Below are 16,353 nucleotides of genomic sequence, written 5' to 3'. Positions count from 1 at the left end.
AGCGCACCCGTGAAAATTTTGATCGTTGAAGATGAACCCAAAACAGGTGAATACCTGCGCCAAGGGCTGAGTGAAGCGGGGTTCGTGGTCGACCTAGCTCAGAACGGCCATGACGGGCTACACCTAGGGCTACACGGTGAGTACGACCTAGTGATCTTGGATGTGATGCTGCCAGGGCTAGATGGCTGGCAAGTACTTCAATCTCTACACAAGCATGGCCTGCAAATGCCCGTGCTGTTTTTGACAGCACGCGACCATGTGGAAGATCGGGTCAAAGGCCTGGAGTTGGGTGCAGACGACTATCTGATCAAACCTTTTTCATTCGCTGAACTGTTAGCGCGGGTACGAACCATCCTGCGCCGAGGACGTAGCGGAACAGACCCCACGACGCTGCGCGTCGCCGACTTGGAACTGGACCTCTTGCGCCGCCGAGTCTCCCGAGGTGGTCGACGCATCGATCTGACAGCCAAGGAGTTTGGTTTGCTTGAGTTGCTCCTGCGGCGGCAGGGTGAGGTGCTGCCCCGGTCACTGATCGCTTCTCAGGTCTGGGACATGAACTTCGACAGCGATACCAACGTCATCGAGGTAGCGATGCGCCGCCTGCGACTGAAGATCGATGACGGACAGGCGTTGAAGCTCATCCAGACCGTGCGTGGCATGGGGTATGTGCTGGAAGAACCTGAGGGTTCCTGAATGTGGAGGTCTCTCTCTCTCACCAGCCGGCTGACCGGCTTCTTCACGCTAGCAGCGGCCTCCCTCGTGCTGGGCATGGGGGTGCTGCTCATAGTCCTGACCGATCGGCACTTCGTGGCACTGGATCGAATGTCCTTGGAGGACAAAAAACACCTGATTGAAGAAATTATCACTACGTCCAATTCCATGAGTAATACGCAATCGCGCCTGGGCGAGGCATTGAGCAATCACCACGACCTGTATGTGTTGGTCGAAGCAGCAGGAGGAGCGACACTTTTTAAATCAAATTCTTTTCAGCCGCCAAAGCTCCTGTCCTCAAGAATTGACCCCATTAAACGGCAGGAGCTCTTGCAGTGGGGAGACGATGGGCAGGAATTTCGTGGACTTATTTTTCAGGCGAGTCCGGCCTATGAAAAATCATCCAACATGACTATCGTGGTTGCCATAGACACGGCGCACCATGCCCACTTCATGGCCCAGCTGCAGCGAACCTTGGCGTTTTGTGCTGGGTTGGCTGTTGTAATCAGTGGCTTGCTGGGCTGGCTCGCTGCTTACACAGGTTTATCTCCATTGCGAGCGATGAAATCCAGCGCAGCAGCCGTCACTGCCCAGCGGCTCGGCCAGCGCATGCCCGTCGAAGCAGTTCCCGTGGAGATGGCAGACTTGGCAGAGGAACTTAATCGGATGTTCGATCGCTTACAAGACGATTTTCAGCGTCTGTCAGAGTTTTCTTCTGACTTGGCCCACGAGCTACGTACTCCAATCAGCAATCTCCTGACACAGACACAGGTGGTTTTGTCGTCAAAGCGTGATACTGATACCTACCGCTATATTCTTGAATCTAACTCGGAGGAGTTTCAGCGCTTGGCACGCATGGTCTCAGACATGCTGTTTCTGGCCAAGACCGAGCGAGGCGTGGACCTGCCGAACAAGGAGCTGTTTTCTGCGGTTGAGGACGCGAAGGCTTTACTGGAGTTCTATGAGGTCTTGGCGGACGAAAAAAGCGTTCAGTTGAGTCTTCGCGGTGATGGCCGCATCTCAGGGGACCGCCTGATGTTCCGCCGCGCGCTCAGCAACCTACTGTCGAATGCGCTTCAGCACACCCACACCGACGGAACCATCCAGATCAAGATCAGCGAAACGGTGGAGGGGACACTAGTGGTCGTGGAGAACTCTGGAGATGCAATTGATCCCAAGGTACTGCCGCGTATGTTCGACCGTTTTTACCGAGCTGACCCAGCGCGGGCGCATCCTTCATCAGAAGGAGCCGGCTTGGGTCTGCCTATCACACGAGCCATCGTGCAAGCCCACGGTGGGATGGTGGACGCCTGCACCCAGGATGGTCTCACCGCTTTCCGCATGCTCTTCCCGAAGTGTCACGTCAAGGACGGTGGCGCTGCGACGACCAAGTCCTGAAATTAGCCGTCACCGAGCTGACACCTAGCCGCTGCGATCACCTTCTGAGCATCGTCAGGATGCTACAACCAACACAAACAGAACGAGCTGCCTTTTAGGATTTTACGGTTGCGCGAGGGATTTCCAAACACACGGCAGCTTTTGAGCGAAGTGTCGGTTTGGAGCCGCCCTCGCTCAGGGCCAGCTAAGTCTGGCTTTCTATTCTCCAGATCACGCAAATACCTGCGTGTTTCCACAACGGAGAATGTGATGCTTACCCACACAAAGATTGGCCTGTCGGCGGTGGCTTTACTGGCAGTTGCCGTCACAGCCTATGCGGCAAACACCGCGCAGAACGATGCCGTCAACATAGAGATGGCCAAGGTTTCAATGCCTCAGGCCATTGCGACCGCAGAGCAGCTGGTCCATGGCAAGGCCGCGCGTGCCGAATACGAGAAGACTGCAGCGGGTTGGGCTTATGACGTCGAGGTGCTTGCCGGTGCCAAGGTATTTGACATCCGCGTTGATGCAGACAAGGGCACCGTCATTTCCTCGGTAGAAGACATCGCCGACCGCGACGACGACAACGACAAGAAAGACTGATCCATCGCAGCACGCAGGGGTTACGGCCCCGGCATGCGGTGCGACCGACACCATGCAAAACCTCAATGAAACACTGTTTCTGCTGCTCAATGCGCCAGAGAACCCCAATGCATTTGTCCTACTGACCGCCAGATTTCTGGCCCAGCAACTCATCTGGCTGGCGCCTATTGCGCTGCTGGTCGGCTGGATGAGGGGCAGTGAGAAACTTCGCAAGTTGATGCTGGAAGCGACCGCCTCAGGCCTAGCCGGGCTGCTGATAGCGCAGGCCATAGGCATGCTGTGGAATCACCCGCGCCCCTTCACGCTGGGCCTGGGTCACCAACTGATTCCGCATGTGGCCGATGCATCCTTTCCCAGCGACCACTTAACGCTGATGTGGAGCATCTCCTTCAGCTTTCTGCTGCACCAGCGCCCCCGCTTGGCCGGCGTAGTGCTGACACTGCTGGGCTTACCCATGGCCTGGGCCCGCATCTACCTGGGTGTTCATTTCCCCATGGACATGGTGGGCGCGGCGGCGGTCTCAGGTCTAAGCGCTTACCTGTGCTTCCGCGAGGAGCGGTGGTTTGTGGAGCCGCTGTTTCGCTGGGCATCTCTGTTGCACCAGGGTGTATTTGGCCCTCTCATCCGCCGCGGCTGGCTGCGTGGCTGAGCCTCTAAGTTCCTGCTAAGTCTGCCGCAGCACAGTCGGGAATTTCTCACATTCAAATAAGCAATGAACATGAAAACTTCCCTCAATATCAGCGCCGATTCGCTCAACAAGGTGCCTGCCGTAGCGCTGAGTTTCTGGCTCATCAAGATCATGACCACCACGGTGGGCGAGACGGTGGCCGACTACTTGGCGGTTGACGCGGGCCTTGGAAAAACCAGCACCCGTATCGCCATGTTGATAGCGTTGGCCTGTGCCCTGTTTGTACAGATGCGCTCCAGCCGCTGCCATCCGGTGTCTTACTGGCTGACCGTGGTACTGGTCAGCGTCGTGGGAACGCAGATCACCGACGCACTGACAGACGGGCTGGAAGTCAGTCTGTACGTGAGTACGGCTGCGTTCCTGGTCTTGCTGTTGGCGACCTTTGCGCTGTGGTACCGAAGCGAGGGCACTCTGTCCATCAACCGCATTGACACTCGCAAGCGCGAGGCCTGGTACTGGCTGACCATCCTGTGCACCTTTGCCCTAGGCACTGCTGCGGGTGACCTGGCAACCGAGGCGCTGGGCCTAGGCTTCCAGCTGGGCGTGGTGGTGTTCAGCGTCCTCATCGCGTTGACCGTCGTAGCCTATCGCCTGGGTGTTCATTCAGTGCTTGCTTTCTGGCTTGCCTACATCCTGACCCGGCCCCTGGGTGCCGCAATGGGCGACTGGCTATCGCAGGCCACCGAATACGGCGGGCTGGGTCTCGGCGCTCTGTGGACCAGTGTCATTTTCCTGTCTGCCATCGCCGTGCTGGTTGCCATGGCACAGCGCAAGTCACAACTCAACGGCCGTCTTGCCGGTGCCTGAGCAGAGCTCATTTCCAACAACTGAAAGTTCTCCCATGAAACCACCCGTCCAAGCCAAATCTTTTAGCAGCTTTTGCGGCGCCGTTGCCCTTACCCTACTTGCCCTCGGCGCGTCCAGCATGCTTCCGGTCATGGGTGCACCGCTGGTCGAAGCCCGCGTAGCAGCCCCGTCCAAGCTAGGCAATCTGTCAGCCTTCCGAAACATTGCTGCCGACGTTGCTGCGCGCGTGGACAAAGGCGACCTGGCTGGCGCAAAGATGCGCATCAAGGACCTGGAAATCGCGTGGGACTCGGCCGAAGCCGGGCTCAAGCCGCGTGCTGCTGCGGACTGGCATTTGATCGACAAGAGCCTGGACAGGGCGCTAGAGGCGCTGCGCACTGGCAGCCCCAAGGCAGCGGATTGCAAGACGGCCATGGCCGAGTTGCTGCGGCTGCTGGACCCCAGCAACGCACCGAACTGAAAACCACTGGAATTCCAGTTCATCGTCTAGCGGTCACAAGCCATTTGATAGGCCCCTTTGATGCGTGTGTTGCTGGTAGAAGATGACCGGATGATCGGAGCGGCCGTTGAGCAGGCCCTCAAGGATGCGTCCTACGCCGTGGACTGGGTGCGCGACGGCCAGACGGCCATCACCACCCTGGCCAATCAGGCCTATGGCGCCGTGCTGCTGGACCTGGGCTTGCCTCAGAAAGACGGCATAGAGGTTTTGCGCTTTGTGCGCGCCAGTGAAAACACAGTACCGGTGCTGATCATTACTGCGCGGGATACGCTGGAGGACCGCATCGGCGGACTCGACACGGGCGCGGATGACTATGTGCTCAAGCCCTTCGAGATGGGCGAGTTGCTGGCGCGCATGCGGGCCGTTATCCGCCGCCAGGGCGGCGTAGCCGGCTCCGTGCTGTCCAACGGCGTGATCTCGCTAGACCCCGCTACCAAGGAGGTCAGCGTGGGCGGCAAGCCGAGCCGCCTGTCCAACCGGGAGTTCTCGCTATTGCGGGCCTTGCTGGTACGGCCTGGCGCCATTCTGTCGCGTGCCGACCTGGAAGACCGAATCTACGGCTGGAACGAGGAAGTCGAGAGCAACGCGGTGGAGTTCCTGATCCATGCGCTGCGCAAGAAGCTTGGCAGCGATGCCATCAAAAACATCAGGGGGATGGGATGGATGGTCGAAAAGGGCAACTAGGAAGCTCGCTGCAGTTCAGGCTGTCGGCGTGGCTGGCCTTGGTAATTGGCGGGGTGGCGCTGGCCGCCGGCGTGTTTTCTTTTAGTGCAGCCTTCAGAGAGGCCAACGAGCTACAGGACGACCAGTTGCGCCAGATCGCTGCCGTGGTGCGCCGCCAGCGTGTGCCGCTGACGCAGGCAGCCGGGCCGAGCGATGCGTCCGAGCTCGATCCCGAGTCCTTGGTGGTGCTGCAGGTGCTGGCTCCGCCCGGCCAGCTGGCTATCGCACCGCCTGGTCCGGCCGTTGCATTCCCCGCCAACATAGCGGACGGGGTGCAAACCGTCAGCGTGGATAGGCAGGACTGGCGCGTGGTGGTGGAGACGCTGGAGTCCGGCACGCGCATCGTGGTGGGACAGATGACCAGCGTGCGCGACGAGATTGCGCGCGACAGCGCCCTGCGTACCCTGCTGCCGATTGCCATCCTCATCCCCATCCTGCTGCTGCTGGTGGGCGCACTGATCCGCGCCATGCTCAAGCCGGTCAAGGACCTAGCGCTGGATATCGACCAGCGCGCACAGGACGATCTGCGCGAGATGAGCGAGGCCGGCATTCCCACCGAGCTGCGCCCCTTCGTGGTTGCCATCAATCGGCTGCTGTCGCGGGTGGCGCAGTCCATGGCCGGACAGCGTCGCTTTCTGGCCGATGCCGCGCACGAGCTAAGAACACCACTGACCGCCCTGTCGCTGCAGTCTGGCTTGCTGGGTGCAGCTGATATGTCCGCCCAGGCCCGGGAGCGCCTGGGCGCATTGCAGGGTGGTCTGGAGCGCTCGCGTCAGTTGCTGGACCAGTTGTTAGCCCTGGCCCGCGCTCAAGATGGTCCGCAGCAGGCCCTGCAGCAGGTCTCGGTGTTCGCGGTCTTTCTGCAAGTCGCGGAAGCCCTGATGCCCCTGGCGCTAGCAAAGCAAATTGACCTGGGAATGCTAGGCGAGCAAGACTACACAGTGCTGGCGACCGAGATTGACCTTCGCACATTGGTAAAAAATTTGGTGGACAACGCTATCCGCTACACGCCAGCAGGCGGCAGGGTGGACCTGTCCGCACGGTGCGCTGAGGGTCGTACGGAGTTGCTAATTGCAGACACGGGCCCCGGTATTGCCGAAGAGGAGCGTGCGCGCGTGTTTGATCCGTTTTACCGCCTGCTGGGCAGCGGGGAAATGGGCTCAGGGCTGGGCTTGTCAATTGTGCAATCCATCGCCCAGCGAATCGGTGCCCATATCAATTTGGAGCATGTCAACACCTCGGAGAAAACCGGCCTGCGCGTCGTAGTTTCATTTTTACAAGTCGCTCAGTAGGAATACATCAGTTGGCAATCCTAGATAATGTTTGCAATTATCACGCCGCTACTTATCAAGTAGAAACCAGATTTAAGGCAAAATTCAGACCGCCGCACGCATACTGGTGTATGCGCTCCAGACATCACGCCCGCCTCGTGCTGACCATGCCACCGCTCCGCTGGTCGGATTGGTTCCTGTGGCTAGCCTCAGGCGTTGATCTAGGCGACACTTCGGAGTCCTCATTGACCCTGTTTTTTGCGACCCGAAATGCTCGACGGCTACCGGAACGCCTACGACTGGCAAGCCACGCTTGCGCTAGTTGCTACCGCCACCCTTGGCTGCGCTTTCCTTCGGGTGGCTAACAGTAAGGCTCAATGTATAAAAAACAAATCGATTTTTCGGCATGACTGAGACTTTGAGACAATGGATGTAATACAGTGCGTGACGGGTCGATCTGTTTTGCGCCAATCAATTTAAATGAAAATTCCAATGCCCTACCGCCGCCCGCTTATCCGTTTTTTGTCAGCAACCTTATTTGCTGTGCTCTCGATGTTTGCATGGGCTGGATATTTACAATACTCCGGCAACGTTCATGAAATCGAGCCGAGTCAGTTTTATAGGTCTGCCCAGTTAAACGGTGACGAGTTCAAAAACATCATTAAAGAAAAGGGCATCCGTACCGTCATCAATCTAAGGGGTGAAAATATCGGATCTGATTGGTATGATGCAGAAATAGCCGCAGTTCGTGAAACCGGCGCACACCATATCGATATCAGGCTTTCAGCCAATAACAAGCCTGATGCTGAAACATTGAACGCTCTTATAAAAGCGTTGCGTACTGCACCGCGCCCGCTTCTTGTTCACTGCAAGGCCGGAGCTGACCGGACGGGCCTTGCCAGTGCCCTTTATGAATATCTGGTTGAAAACAAAACCGCAAAGACGGCCAGCGGGCAGCTTTCATTCAGATATGGGCATTTTCCTTGGCTGTGGAGTGACACAGTGGCAATGGATAAAACATTCTTCGAGATAACCGAACGGGACAAGCTACCTTCCGAACTGGTGCCAGTACACCTGAATAAAACCGCTTCTCCATAGGCCGGAATCAAGGCATCATCGGCTATGTGTGGAGTCCCCCGACAACCGCCGCCGTGGCTGATGACTCCTGCTGAACAGGTGCCAATGCGCACCCGGCAGGATCATGCCATTTCCACGCCGGACAAGCTGCGTCACCAAGAACAACCGGGTGACGCTTTGACCGTACCAGCTTCCGCCAAACTCAACCGCGCTACGCTGCGCGCCATCCCGCCCGGCATCTGGGCGCTGGGCTTCGTCTCGATGCTCATGGACATCTCTTCGGAGATGATTCACGCGCTGCTGCCGGTCTACCTTGTCACCGTGCTTGGCACCTCTGCCGCCACGGTTGGCCTCATCGAAGGTGTTGCCGAGGCAACCGCTTCCATCACCAAGGTGTTCTCCGGCGCATTGTCCGACTGGCTCGGCAAACGCAAGCTCCTCGCGGTTCTCGGCTACGGTCTGGCGGCCTTCACAAAACCGGTGTTCCCGCTTGCTCCGTCGGTCGCATGGCTGGTGGCAGCCCGCTTCATCGACCGCGTTGGCAAGGGAATACGCGGCGCGCCGCGTGATGCCCTTGTGGCTGACATTGCGCCCGCGCACCTGCGGGGCGCGAGCTTTGGGCTTCGCCAGTCGCTCGATACCGCCGGGGCGTTCATCGGCCCGATGTTCGCGATTTTGTTGATGTGGCTGACTGCGGACAACTTCCAGGCGGTGTTCTGGCTGGCGGTTGTTCCGGGCTTCCTCGCCCTCGTATTGATCGTGTTTGCTGTACGCGAGCCGGAGCGTGCGCCAGGGCTTCGCCCGGTACGCTTTCCCTTGCACCGCGACGAGCTGGCCCGGCTGGGGCGGGGCTACTGGCTGGTTATCGCTGTGGCAACCGTGTTCACTTTGGCCCGCTTCAGCGAGGCGTTTTTGGTGCTGCGCGCCCAAGCGGTTGGCTTGCCTGTCATGCTGGTTCCCGCCGTTCTTGTCGTGATGAACGTGGTCTATTCCCTCGCGGCCTACCCTGCCGGGGTGCTGGCTGACGACGGGGGACGACACCGCGTCTTCATCATCGGTCTAATGCTGCTGGTGGGTGCGGATTTGGTGTTGGCCTTCGCGCCCGGTATTGCTGGCGTTGCCATCGGGGTTGCCCTGTGGGGCCTACACATGGGCTTCACCCAAGGACTGCTTGCCACGCTGGTAGCGGATACCTCGCCGCCAGAGTTGCGGGGAACGGCCTTTGGCATGTTCAACCTGCTGACGGGTGGCGCATTGCTGGTGGCGAGCGTGGTGGCCGGGCTGTTGTGGGACAGCCTCGGCGCTCAGACAACGTTCCTTGCCGGTGCTGGCTTTGCGGGCGTAGCGTTATTGGGACTGCTGGCCATCCGTCGCCATCTGGCTCCCAGTGTGGTGCCAGCATGAACAGCTACCTCATCGTATTTGTCGGAGCGGGTACGGGCGATGACGCTGGCGCGCAGGCTGGCGTGGCTGGCCTCTTGAGCGCAGGTACGCCCGCACAGGCAGCATGAGGGCATAAATGCCCGTCGTACGGCGCGCGACAGACTGGGAAGCGGTCAATGACGATTGCAAACCTGCTTCAAACGGGCGGGCGCTTGCCGCAGGTTGGTCACAGATCGCTGGGCGAGCGGGTTTCAGGAAGTGGAGGCATCCATCCCATTGATTACAACGGACCGCGTACGCCGCCGGCGCATCAGCAAGTAGGCAGCAGGCACCACGAACATCGAAAGCAATGGCGCCGTGATCATCCCGCCGACCATCGGCGCAGCGATACGTTGCATGACCTCGGAACCCGTGCCTGTGCCCCACATGATGGGAAACAGGCCGGCCAGGATCACTGCGACCGTCATCGCTTTGGGGCGCACGCGCAAGACAGCACCTTCACGAATTGCGTCGAGCAAGTCGTCGTTCGTCGTTGTATTCGCATCGACACGCTCGTTCCACGCATGCTTCAGGTATAGCAGCATGATCACGCCGAACTCGGCCGACACGCCCGCTAACGCAATGAAACCCACCGCGCCTGCGACCGAGAGGTTGTAGCGCAGCAGGTACAGCAACCAGATGCCGCCAACCAACGCAAATGGCAGTGTGGCCATAATCAATAGGGCCTCATCGAAGCGCTTGAAGGTTACGTACAGCAGCACGAATATGATCAGCAGAGTGAACGGCACGACGATCTTCAGCTTCGCGGTCGCGCGCTCCAGAAACTCGAACTGGCCCGACCACGAGATCGAATATCCCATCGGCAGCACGACCTTCTCGGCAATCGTGCGCTGCATATCCTTCACTGCCGAACGTAAGTCGCGTCCACGGATGTCCACGTAGACCCAGCCGGAGAGACGCGCGTTCTCGCTGCGCAGCATCGGCGGACCGTCAGTGATGCGGATGTCGGCCACATCGGACAGCACCAGCCGCGCACCCTTCTCTGTGACGATGGGTAGCACATGCAGCTTCTCCAGAGAGTCGCGCATTTCTCGTGGATAGCGCAAGTTGATCGGAAAGCGCTGCAAGCCTTCGACGGTCTCACCAATGTTGTCGCCGCCCACCGTCGAGGTGATGATGGACTGCACGTCAGCGATGTTCATGCCGAAGCGCGCGGCGGCATCGCGGTTGATCGTCACGTCCACATAGCGACCACCCGTGAGACGTTCGGCCAGCGCACTGCTCACACCTGGCATATCCTTCAAGGCCTTCTCAATCTCGCCCGTCACACGGTCGATCACGGCCAGGTCGGTACCGGCCACTTTCACGCCCACCGGGCTCTTGATGCCAGTGGCCAGCATGTCGATGCGGTTGCGAATCGGCGGCACCCAGATGTTGGCCACCCCTGGCACCTTGACGATGCGGTCGAGTTCATCGACCAGCTTGTCCTGCGTCATGCCGGGCCGCCACTGACTCTTTGGCTTGAACTGAATCGTGGTCTCGAACATCTCCATCGGCGCCGGGTCGGTCGCGGTCTCGGCGCGGCCAGCCTTGCCGTAGACGCTGGCGACTTCAGGCACGGTCTTGATCAGCCTATCGGTCTGCTGGAGCAGTTCGGCGGCCTTGCCGGCCGACAGGCCAGGCAGTGCCGACGGCATGTACAGCAGGTCGCCTTCGTCGAGCTTCGGCATGAACTCGCCACCGATGTGCTGCAAGGGCCACAGGCTCAGCACCAAGGCGATGCCTGCAACCACCAGCGTCGTCGTCGGCGCACGCAGCACCCCGTTCAGCAGAGGCCGGTACACCGCAATCAGGAGTCGATTCAGCGGGTTGGTCTTCTCGTCCGGGATGCGGCCCCGGATCAAGTAGCCCATCAGTACGGGGATCAGCGTTGCCGACAGTCCGGCCGCAGCAGCCATGGCATAGGTCTTCGTGAAAGCAAGCGGCGAGAACAGCCGTCCCTCCTGGGCTTCCAGCGTGAACACCGGGATGAAGCTCAGCGTGATGATCAGCAGCGAGAAGAACAGCGCCGGCCCGACCTCGGCGGCCGAGTCGCCGATGACCTTCCAGCGCGCTTCGCCTTCGAGCGTCTGGTCGGGGTGCTCGTGACTCCAGCGCTCCAGGTGTTTGTGCGCGTTCTCGATCATCACCACCGCCGCATCGACCATGGCACCGATCGCGATGGCGATACCGCCGAGCGACATGATGTTCGCGTTGACGCCCTGGTAATGCATCACGATGAAGGCCATCAGGATGCCCAGCGGCAGCGAGACGATGGCCACGAAGGCAGAGCGCAGGTGGAACAGGAAGATGAAGCACACCACGGCGACGACGGCGAACTCTTCGAGCAGCTTGTAGCCGAGGTTGTCCACTGCGCGCTCGATCAGACCGGATCGGTCGTACACAGGCACGATCTCGACGCCCTTGGGTAGGCTGGCCTGAAGCGTCTTGAGCTTGTCTTTGACGGCAGCGATGGTCTCCAGCGCGTTCTTGCCTGAGCGCATCACGATCACACCCCCAGCGGCCTCACCCTCACCGTCGAGTTCGCCGATGCCGCGCCGCATCTCGGGGCCAACCTGGATGCGCGCCACATCGCCAAGCCGCACCGATACGCCTGCGGCGGTACTCACCAGCGGCACCTTGCGGAAGTCGTCGAGCGACTGCAAATAGCCCGAAGCGCGCACCACGTACTCGGCCTCACCGAGTTCCAGCACCGAGCCGCCAGCTTCCTGGTTAGCCTTCTGGATCGCTTCGACCACCTTGGAATGCGGGATGCCGTAAGCGGCCAGCTTGTCGGGGTCGAGCAGGACTTGGTACTGGCGCACCATGCCACCGACCGACGCAACCTCGGCGACGTTCGGCACGGTCTTCAGTTCGAACTTCAAGAACCAGTCCTGCAAGGCACGCAACTGACCGGCGTCTTGCGTGCCACTGCGGTCCACCAGCGAATACTGGTAAATCCAGCCGACTCCGGTGGCGTCCGGCCCGAGCGTGGCCTTCGCGCCCGGTGGTAGCTTGGCCTGGACTTGGTTCAGGTATTCCAGCACGCGCGAGCGCGCCCAGTAAAGATCGGTGCCATCCTCGAACAGCACGTAGACGAAGCTGTCGCCGAAGAACGAGTAGCCCCGTACCGTCTTCGCCCCCGGCACCGATAACATCGTCGTCGTTATCGGGTAAGTGATCTGATTCTCGACGATGCGCGGCGCCTGGCCCGGGTAGGTCGTGCGGATGATGACCTGCACATCCGAGAGGTCGGGGAGCGCGTCCAGCGGCGTGCGCTGTAATGAATAGACACCCCAGGCGCTGAGCATTAACGTGGCGAGTAGCACCAGGAAACGGTTGGTGATGGACCAGCGGATCAGCTTGGCGATCATGGCTTGCTCCCTGTGGTTGCGGATGCAGGCGCCTTCGGCGCAGGCTGCAGCAAAGTCGTACCGGTGAGTTGCGGCAGGCTCTCCACGTCCATGTAGAACTCGAAGTCAATCCGGTCACCGGCCTCCAGGCCACGTGGGACTCCGCCCTTGGGCAGCTTGAAGTCCATCGTCATCGCTGGCCATTTCAGCGACGCGATCGGTCCATGCGACAAGGTCATCGTGTCGGTGCCGATCGCTTCGATCTTCGCGGTGCCTGCGTGCCGGGGCGAAGTGCTGGCAGCGGTCGGCCTGGGCTCGACGTTCAAGCGCGCCTCAATGCCTTTGAGGCTGGCCTCGGAGTCGATCAGGAATTGTGACGACACCACCACGCGTTGGCCGAGTTGCAGACCGCGCTTGACCTCGGTCTGCCCACCGCTCTCAATGCCGAGCTCGACATCGACCGGGCGGAAGCGGCCGTTGTCCTCAGCCAGCATCGCCACCGCGCGCTTACCAGTCTGGATGATGGCTTCGGTCGGCACGAGCAGTGCCTTGTCCCTGCGCCGGTCCATGAACTGCATCTGCACGAACATACCCGGGACCAAGGCCCCATTCGCATTCGCCAGTTCAAGCCGCGCCTTCAGCGTGCGGGTGGTCGGGTTGACTTCAGGCAAGATTGCCTGCACCTTGCCGTCGAACTTCGCACCTGGTGTCGCCGGGCTGGTGGCTTGCACCTTCACACCGGAGCGCAGCAACGCCGCCTGGCTCTCGGGGACTTCAGCGTTGGCCCATACGGTGCCGAGGCCATTGATGCGGAACAGAGTTGCTCCTGCCATCACGGTCATGCCCTCGCGCACCATCAGCTCGGTAACAACACCGCTGATCGGCGCCGTCAGCGTGATACGTGGCTGGGTGCGATCGGTACTTTCCACCAGCACGATCTGCGCATCGCTCATACCAACCTGGAGCATGCGCTGGCGGGCTCCATCAACGAGCGATGCAAGGTCGATTCCCTTCATGCGACGCACGGACAGGAACTCTTCCTGCGCGGCGATCCAGTCAGGTACGTATAACTCGGCCAGCGCTTGCCCCTTGCTTACCCGGTCGAGCGTCGCCCGAACATGAAGGCGTTCGACAAACCCAGTGCTGCGGGCCTGCACAAGCACCTGATCGCGTTCGTTGAAGGCGATGTTGCCAACGGCCGACACCTGTGGCGACAAGGTGCCTTCGGTGACCAGTGCCGTGCGCACGCCCAGGTTCTGCTGGATGCGCGGGCTGACCGTCACCTTGCTCCCGTCGCCATCGTTGTCGGCGTAGACGGGCACCAGCATCATGTCCATGAACGGCGATTTGGCGGGCTTGTCAAACTTGTTCCCCGGCACCATTGGGTCGTGGTAGTAGAGAATCTTATTGCCCGTCACTGGATCGACATCGCCGGCCTTGATGCCGGAGGTGATGTGACGACGGGTAGCGTCTTCGCCTTGAGCGATGCTTTGAGGAACGTCCTCGGTTGCTGCTGCTGCCGGACTGCTGGCAGACACGGTGACTGGCATCGGTTTCGTGCTGTTCGAAGCGTTCATGTCCATGCCACGTTGCATGCCCGTGGCGTAAAGGCCATAGCCGGCTGCGCCCAAGGTGCCAATGACCAGCATGCCGATCAAGAATTTCGTGGTCTTCATGTTCATTTCTCCGTGGAAGCGGCAGCGCGATCAGACGTACTTGCGTTGTGTGCCGGCGGGACCAGGTATTCGAGTTGCGCCCAGCGGCTGGCCGTTTCCATCTCCAGGCGCAGGCGGTCCATGCGCGTGTCGATCTCCATACGCCGTGCTTCGAGCACGGAGGTGAGCGACCCGCTGCCGCCTCGATAGGCGGCCAGCGCAGCACGCGTGCGCTCGCTGGCCAGTGGAATCAGCGTGCTGTCATAGTGAGTAAGTCGGTTCTGGCCGCTCTGCCACTCCAGAAGCCAGTTGCGCATTTCGGCCAGGTGTTCGCGGGTGGCTTCTTCGCGCGTGGCCCGCATCTGCTCGATCACGGCTAGCTTGGCGGTGAGTTCACGGTCTTGGCGGTTCCGGGCGTCGAATTGCAGGGGAATCGAGACATTGACCGAAATCATGTTCGAGTAGGCCGACCCCCGCTGATTGAACATCAGCTCCACATTCCAGTCCGAGCGCTTGTTGCTCTGTGCGATATCGGCATCGGCACGCGCCAACTCTTCCTGCTTGGCCATCAGCGCGATCTCGGGGTGATGAGCCAGCTGGGATTCGACGGTATTGATGTCAAGATGAACGGCCGCAAACGGTGGGAGCGCACCCAAAGGTGCCTCAGCCTCGGCACCGACCCAGCGGGCGAGTCGGGTCTTGGCGGTCGCGATCTGGCGTTCAGTTTGTCGGATGCGGTCGTCGATCAGTGCACCGGCCATGCGCGCGGCGAACACGTCGGCCTGTGCGCCGCGCCCACTCCGGTAGGCGGTGTTTGCGGCCTCGATCTGCAAACCGGCTTCGGTGCTTTGGCTCTGGAGGGCTTCGAGCATGCGCTCCTGGTAATAGCGATCCAACCAGGACATCGCAGTGTCGCGCCGCAAGTTAGCGAGTGCGATATTACGCAACGCCTCGGCCGCCTCGGCTTCTCGATCGAAGCGAGCCGATCGCACTTTGAGTTTGTCGCTGCGCGTAATCTCCTGCATCACGCCGATGGAGCGCATCGTCATGAAGTCACGCGTCAGGCTCAGACGATCCTGCCCATCGATCGGCAGGTTGTTGATGCCGGCCTTGAGCGTGGGATCGGGCCGCTGACCTGCGGCGACGGCCATCTCACGGGCGGCTGTAACAGCAGCGTCTTGCGCCGGGAGTTGACGCGAGCGATCTTGCGCGACTCGCAGTGCCTGATCGAGCGCCAGGGCTTGTTGCGCGTGGCTGGCAAGGGGGACCAAGGTCGAACCCAGGACCAACAATGCGGTCAGGTTGTGCAAGCAGCGCGCGCGGCGCGCGCCCGCTTGGTGTAAAGCACAGAACATGGAATCTCCAGACAACGAAACGGTGGCTTCGTGTCGGCCTGTTCTGCAGCAACGGCAAGCGCCGAGGCAAGAACAAGCACGACCGATGCGCCAGACTGACCCGCAGGGTCGTCAGCGCAACGTGGTCTGGGAGATCAGATTCGGAAACAGCAGTGCAGTATCGTATGTGGCGGAGATGCCGCCCCAAGGGCACTGCTCGCATCGACCGTAGGACGCGGTGCAACAAGAGGCTCTGGAGCCACGGCAGTAAGGTACAACGCAGTTAGCGTAGCCATAGGCACCGTCAGAGTAGCGATGTGGTCGCTTTGCTGACCTTGTTGGCAATGCGCGGCGCAGAGATTGGCGAACGACGAGTCCATCGCCCCTGCCATGTCCTCACAATTCATAGACATGTGCTCGGTCGTCGCCATCGTGATGTCGGCAGGCTGAGCGTCCGTCGCATTAGACGAAGTCATCTGCATCGCCATACTGCCCACAATCGAAAGGCCGGGGCATGCGTAGGCCGAAACGGCCAGTTGTGCTAACAGCACTACAGCCATCAGCACTCGACAAACGGATCGTATGAACTGTCGCGTCATACCGTTCATCCCGCTACTGTCCAGTGAAGCACAGTCGATGATCCTCTGGCACGCGGAGCGACGACAGATATTTCAACGGGGCTCAAAGGCAGGAACATCAAGTCAGGGGAAGTCAGGTAACTGTCGAACACGTACTTATAGCTTTAGTGTAGTTGCACGAAGAGGAAGTTCTCTTCATCCGCACACTGGTAGCGAAATCTGCCAGCAAATGCGCGCCTCTACGTTCATGCGTCG

At 60.2% G+C, this 16,353-nt stretch carries 13 protein-coding genes and 1 riboswitch; of the genes, 10 read left to right on the top strand and 3 right to left on the bottom strand.

Features of this window, described 5'->3' with window-relative positions:
- Positions 1-9: 9 nt before the first annotated feature.
- From AC5IG3_RS05830 to AC5IG3_RS05785, 10 genes are all read left to right on the top strand, one after another.
- Complete coding sequence (locus tag AC5IG3_RS05830; protein WP_491905352.1) at positions 10-693, top strand: heavy metal response regulator transcription factor; 684 nt, start codon at positions 10-12, stop codon at positions 691-693.
- On the top strand, positions 694-2,109 hold the full coding sequence (locus AC5IG3_RS05825; protein WP_491905351.1) for a heavy metal sensor histidine kinase: 1,416 nt from the start codon (positions 694-696) through the stop codon (positions 2,107-2,109). It begins immediately after the preceding gene.
- A 249-nt stretch (positions 2,110-2,358) separates the two neighbouring features.
- Entirely contained in the window at positions 2,359-2,691 is a 333-nt protein-coding gene (locus AC5IG3_RS05820; RefSeq protein ID WP_491905350.1) for a PepSY domain-containing protein, read from the top strand.
- Positions 2,692-2,743: 52 nt separating this feature from the next.
- A complete protein-coding gene (locus tag AC5IG3_RS05815) occupies positions 2,744-3,340 on the top strand; it encodes an undecaprenyl-diphosphatase (protein WP_491905349.1) in 597 nt (198 codons plus the stop codon).
- Between the two features lie 69 nt (positions 3,341-3,409).
- Entirely contained in the window at positions 3,410-4,186 is a 777-nt protein-coding gene (locus AC5IG3_RS05810) for a COG4705 family protein (protein ID WP_491905648.1), read from the top strand.
- Between the two features lie 34 nt (positions 4,187-4,220).
- Positions 4,221-4,646 carry a histidine kinase gene (locus tag AC5IG3_RS05805; RefSeq protein ID WP_491905348.1) on the top strand — a complete coding sequence of 142 codons (426 nt, stop codon included), beginning with the start codon at positions 4,221-4,223 and terminating at the stop codon, positions 4,644-4,646.
- Positions 4,647-4,706: 60 nt separating this feature from the next.
- Positions 4,707-5,369: a response regulator gene (locus AC5IG3_RS05800; protein ID WP_491905347.1), complete on the top strand. Its 663-nt coding sequence runs from the start codon at positions 4,707-4,709 to the stop codon at positions 5,367-5,369.
- Complete coding sequence (locus tag AC5IG3_RS05795) at positions 5,345-6,700, top strand: ATP-binding protein (RefSeq protein ID WP_491905346.1); 1,356 nt, start codon at positions 5,345-5,347, stop codon at positions 6,698-6,700. Before AC5IG3_RS05800 ends, AC5IG3_RS05795 begins: the two co-directional genes overlap by 25 nt.
- Positions 6,701-7,159: 459 nt before the next feature.
- Positions 7,160-7,777 carry a fused DSP-PTPase phosphatase/NAD kinase-like protein gene (locus AC5IG3_RS05790; RefSeq protein WP_491905345.1) on the top strand — a complete coding sequence of 206 codons (618 nt, stop codon included), beginning with the start codon at positions 7,160-7,162 and terminating at the stop codon, positions 7,775-7,777.
- 29 nt (positions 7,778-7,806) lie between these two features.
- A riboswitch (Fluoride riboswitch) is annotated at positions 7,807-7,854 on the top strand.
- Complete coding sequence (locus AC5IG3_RS05785) at positions 7,838-9,160, top strand: MFS transporter (RefSeq protein ID WP_491905344.1); 1,323 nt, start codon at positions 7,838-7,840, stop codon at positions 9,158-9,160. It overlaps the preceding riboswitch by 17 nt.
- Before the next feature lie 230 nt (positions 9,161-9,390).
- Here the strand turns inward: AC5IG3_RS05785 and AC5IG3_RS05780 are convergent, their stop codons facing one another.
- From AC5IG3_RS05780 to AC5IG3_RS05770, 3 genes are read right to left on the bottom strand one after another with little or no spacing between them, the layout of a single operon-like run.
- Positions 9,391-12,552 carry an efflux RND transporter permease subunit gene (locus AC5IG3_RS05780; protein WP_491905343.1) on the bottom strand — a complete coding sequence of 1,054 codons (3,162 nt, stop codon included), beginning with the start codon at positions 12,550-12,552 and terminating at the stop codon, positions 9,391-9,393.
- The gene (locus AC5IG3_RS05775) at positions 12,549-14,207 is read right to left on the bottom strand and encodes an efflux RND transporter periplasmic adaptor subunit (protein ID WP_491905342.1); all 1,659 of its coding nucleotides are present in this window, start codon (positions 14,205-14,207) and stop codon (positions 12,549-12,551) included. Before AC5IG3_RS05775 ends, AC5IG3_RS05780 begins: the two co-directional genes overlap by 4 nt.
- Positions 14,208-14,209: 2 nt before the next feature.
- Positions 14,210-15,541, bottom strand: coding sequence for a TolC family protein (locus tag AC5IG3_RS05770; RefSeq protein ID WP_491905341.1), 1,332 nt, complete (start codon positions 15,539-15,541; stop codon positions 14,210-14,212).
- Positions 15,542-16,353 lie beyond the last annotated feature (812 nt).

Origin of the sequence: Leptothrix sp. (in: b-proteobacteria), from assembly GCF_965250675.1 — a bacterium.
Lineage (GTDB): Bacteria > Pseudomonadota > Gammaproteobacteria > Burkholderiales > Burkholderiaceae_C > Sphaerotilus.
The sequence above is the reverse complement of the archived record's forward strand: the minus strand, read 5'-3'. Positions and strand labels throughout refer to the sequence as shown.

Excerpts from the sequence above, each read along its gene's own strand:
- AC5IG3_RS05785 (WP_491905344.1), top strand. The coding sequence starts at position 7,838 with ATGACTCCTGCTGAACAGGTGCCAATGCGCACCCGGCAGGATCATGCC.
- AC5IG3_RS05810 (WP_491905648.1), top strand. The coding sequence starts at position 3,410 with ATGAAAACTTCCCTCAATATCAGCGCCGATTCGCTCAACAAGGTGCCT.
- AC5IG3_RS05795 (WP_491905346.1), top strand. The coding sequence starts at position 5,345 with ATGGATGGTCGAAAAGGGCAACTAGGAAGCTCGCTGCAGTTCAGGCTG.
- AC5IG3_RS05805 (WP_491905348.1), top strand. The coding sequence starts at position 4,221 with ATGAAACCACCCGTCCAAGCCAAATCTTTTAGCAGCTTTTGCGGCGCC.
- AC5IG3_RS05800 (WP_491905347.1), top strand. The coding sequence starts at position 4,707 with ATGCGTGTGTTGCTGGTAGAAGATGACCGGATGATCGGAGCGGCCGTT.
- AC5IG3_RS05825 (WP_491905351.1), top strand. The coding sequence starts at position 694 with ATGTGGAGGTCTCTCTCTCTCACCAGCCGGCTGACCGGCTTCTTCACG.
- AC5IG3_RS05770 (WP_491905341.1), bottom strand. The coding sequence starts at position 15,541 with ATGTTCTGTGCTTTACACCAAGCGGGCGCGCGCCGCGCGCGCTGCTTG.
- AC5IG3_RS05775 (WP_491905342.1), bottom strand. The coding sequence starts at position 14,207 with ATGAAGACCACGAAATTCTTGATCGGCATGCTGGTCATTGGCACCTTG.
- AC5IG3_RS05780 (WP_491905343.1), bottom strand. The coding sequence starts at position 12,552 with ATGATCGCCAAGCTGATCCGCTGGTCCATCACCAACCGTTTCCTGGTG.
- AC5IG3_RS05815 (WP_491905349.1), top strand. The coding sequence starts at position 2,744 with ATGCAAAACCTCAATGAAACACTGTTTCTGCTGCTCAATGCGCCAGAG.
- AC5IG3_RS05820 (WP_491905350.1), top strand. The coding sequence starts at position 2,359 with ATGCTTACCCACACAAAGATTGGCCTGTCGGCGGTGGCTTTACTGGCA.
- AC5IG3_RS05790 (WP_491905345.1), top strand. The coding sequence starts at position 7,160 with ATGAAAATTCCAATGCCCTACCGCCGCCCGCTTATCCGTTTTTTGTCA.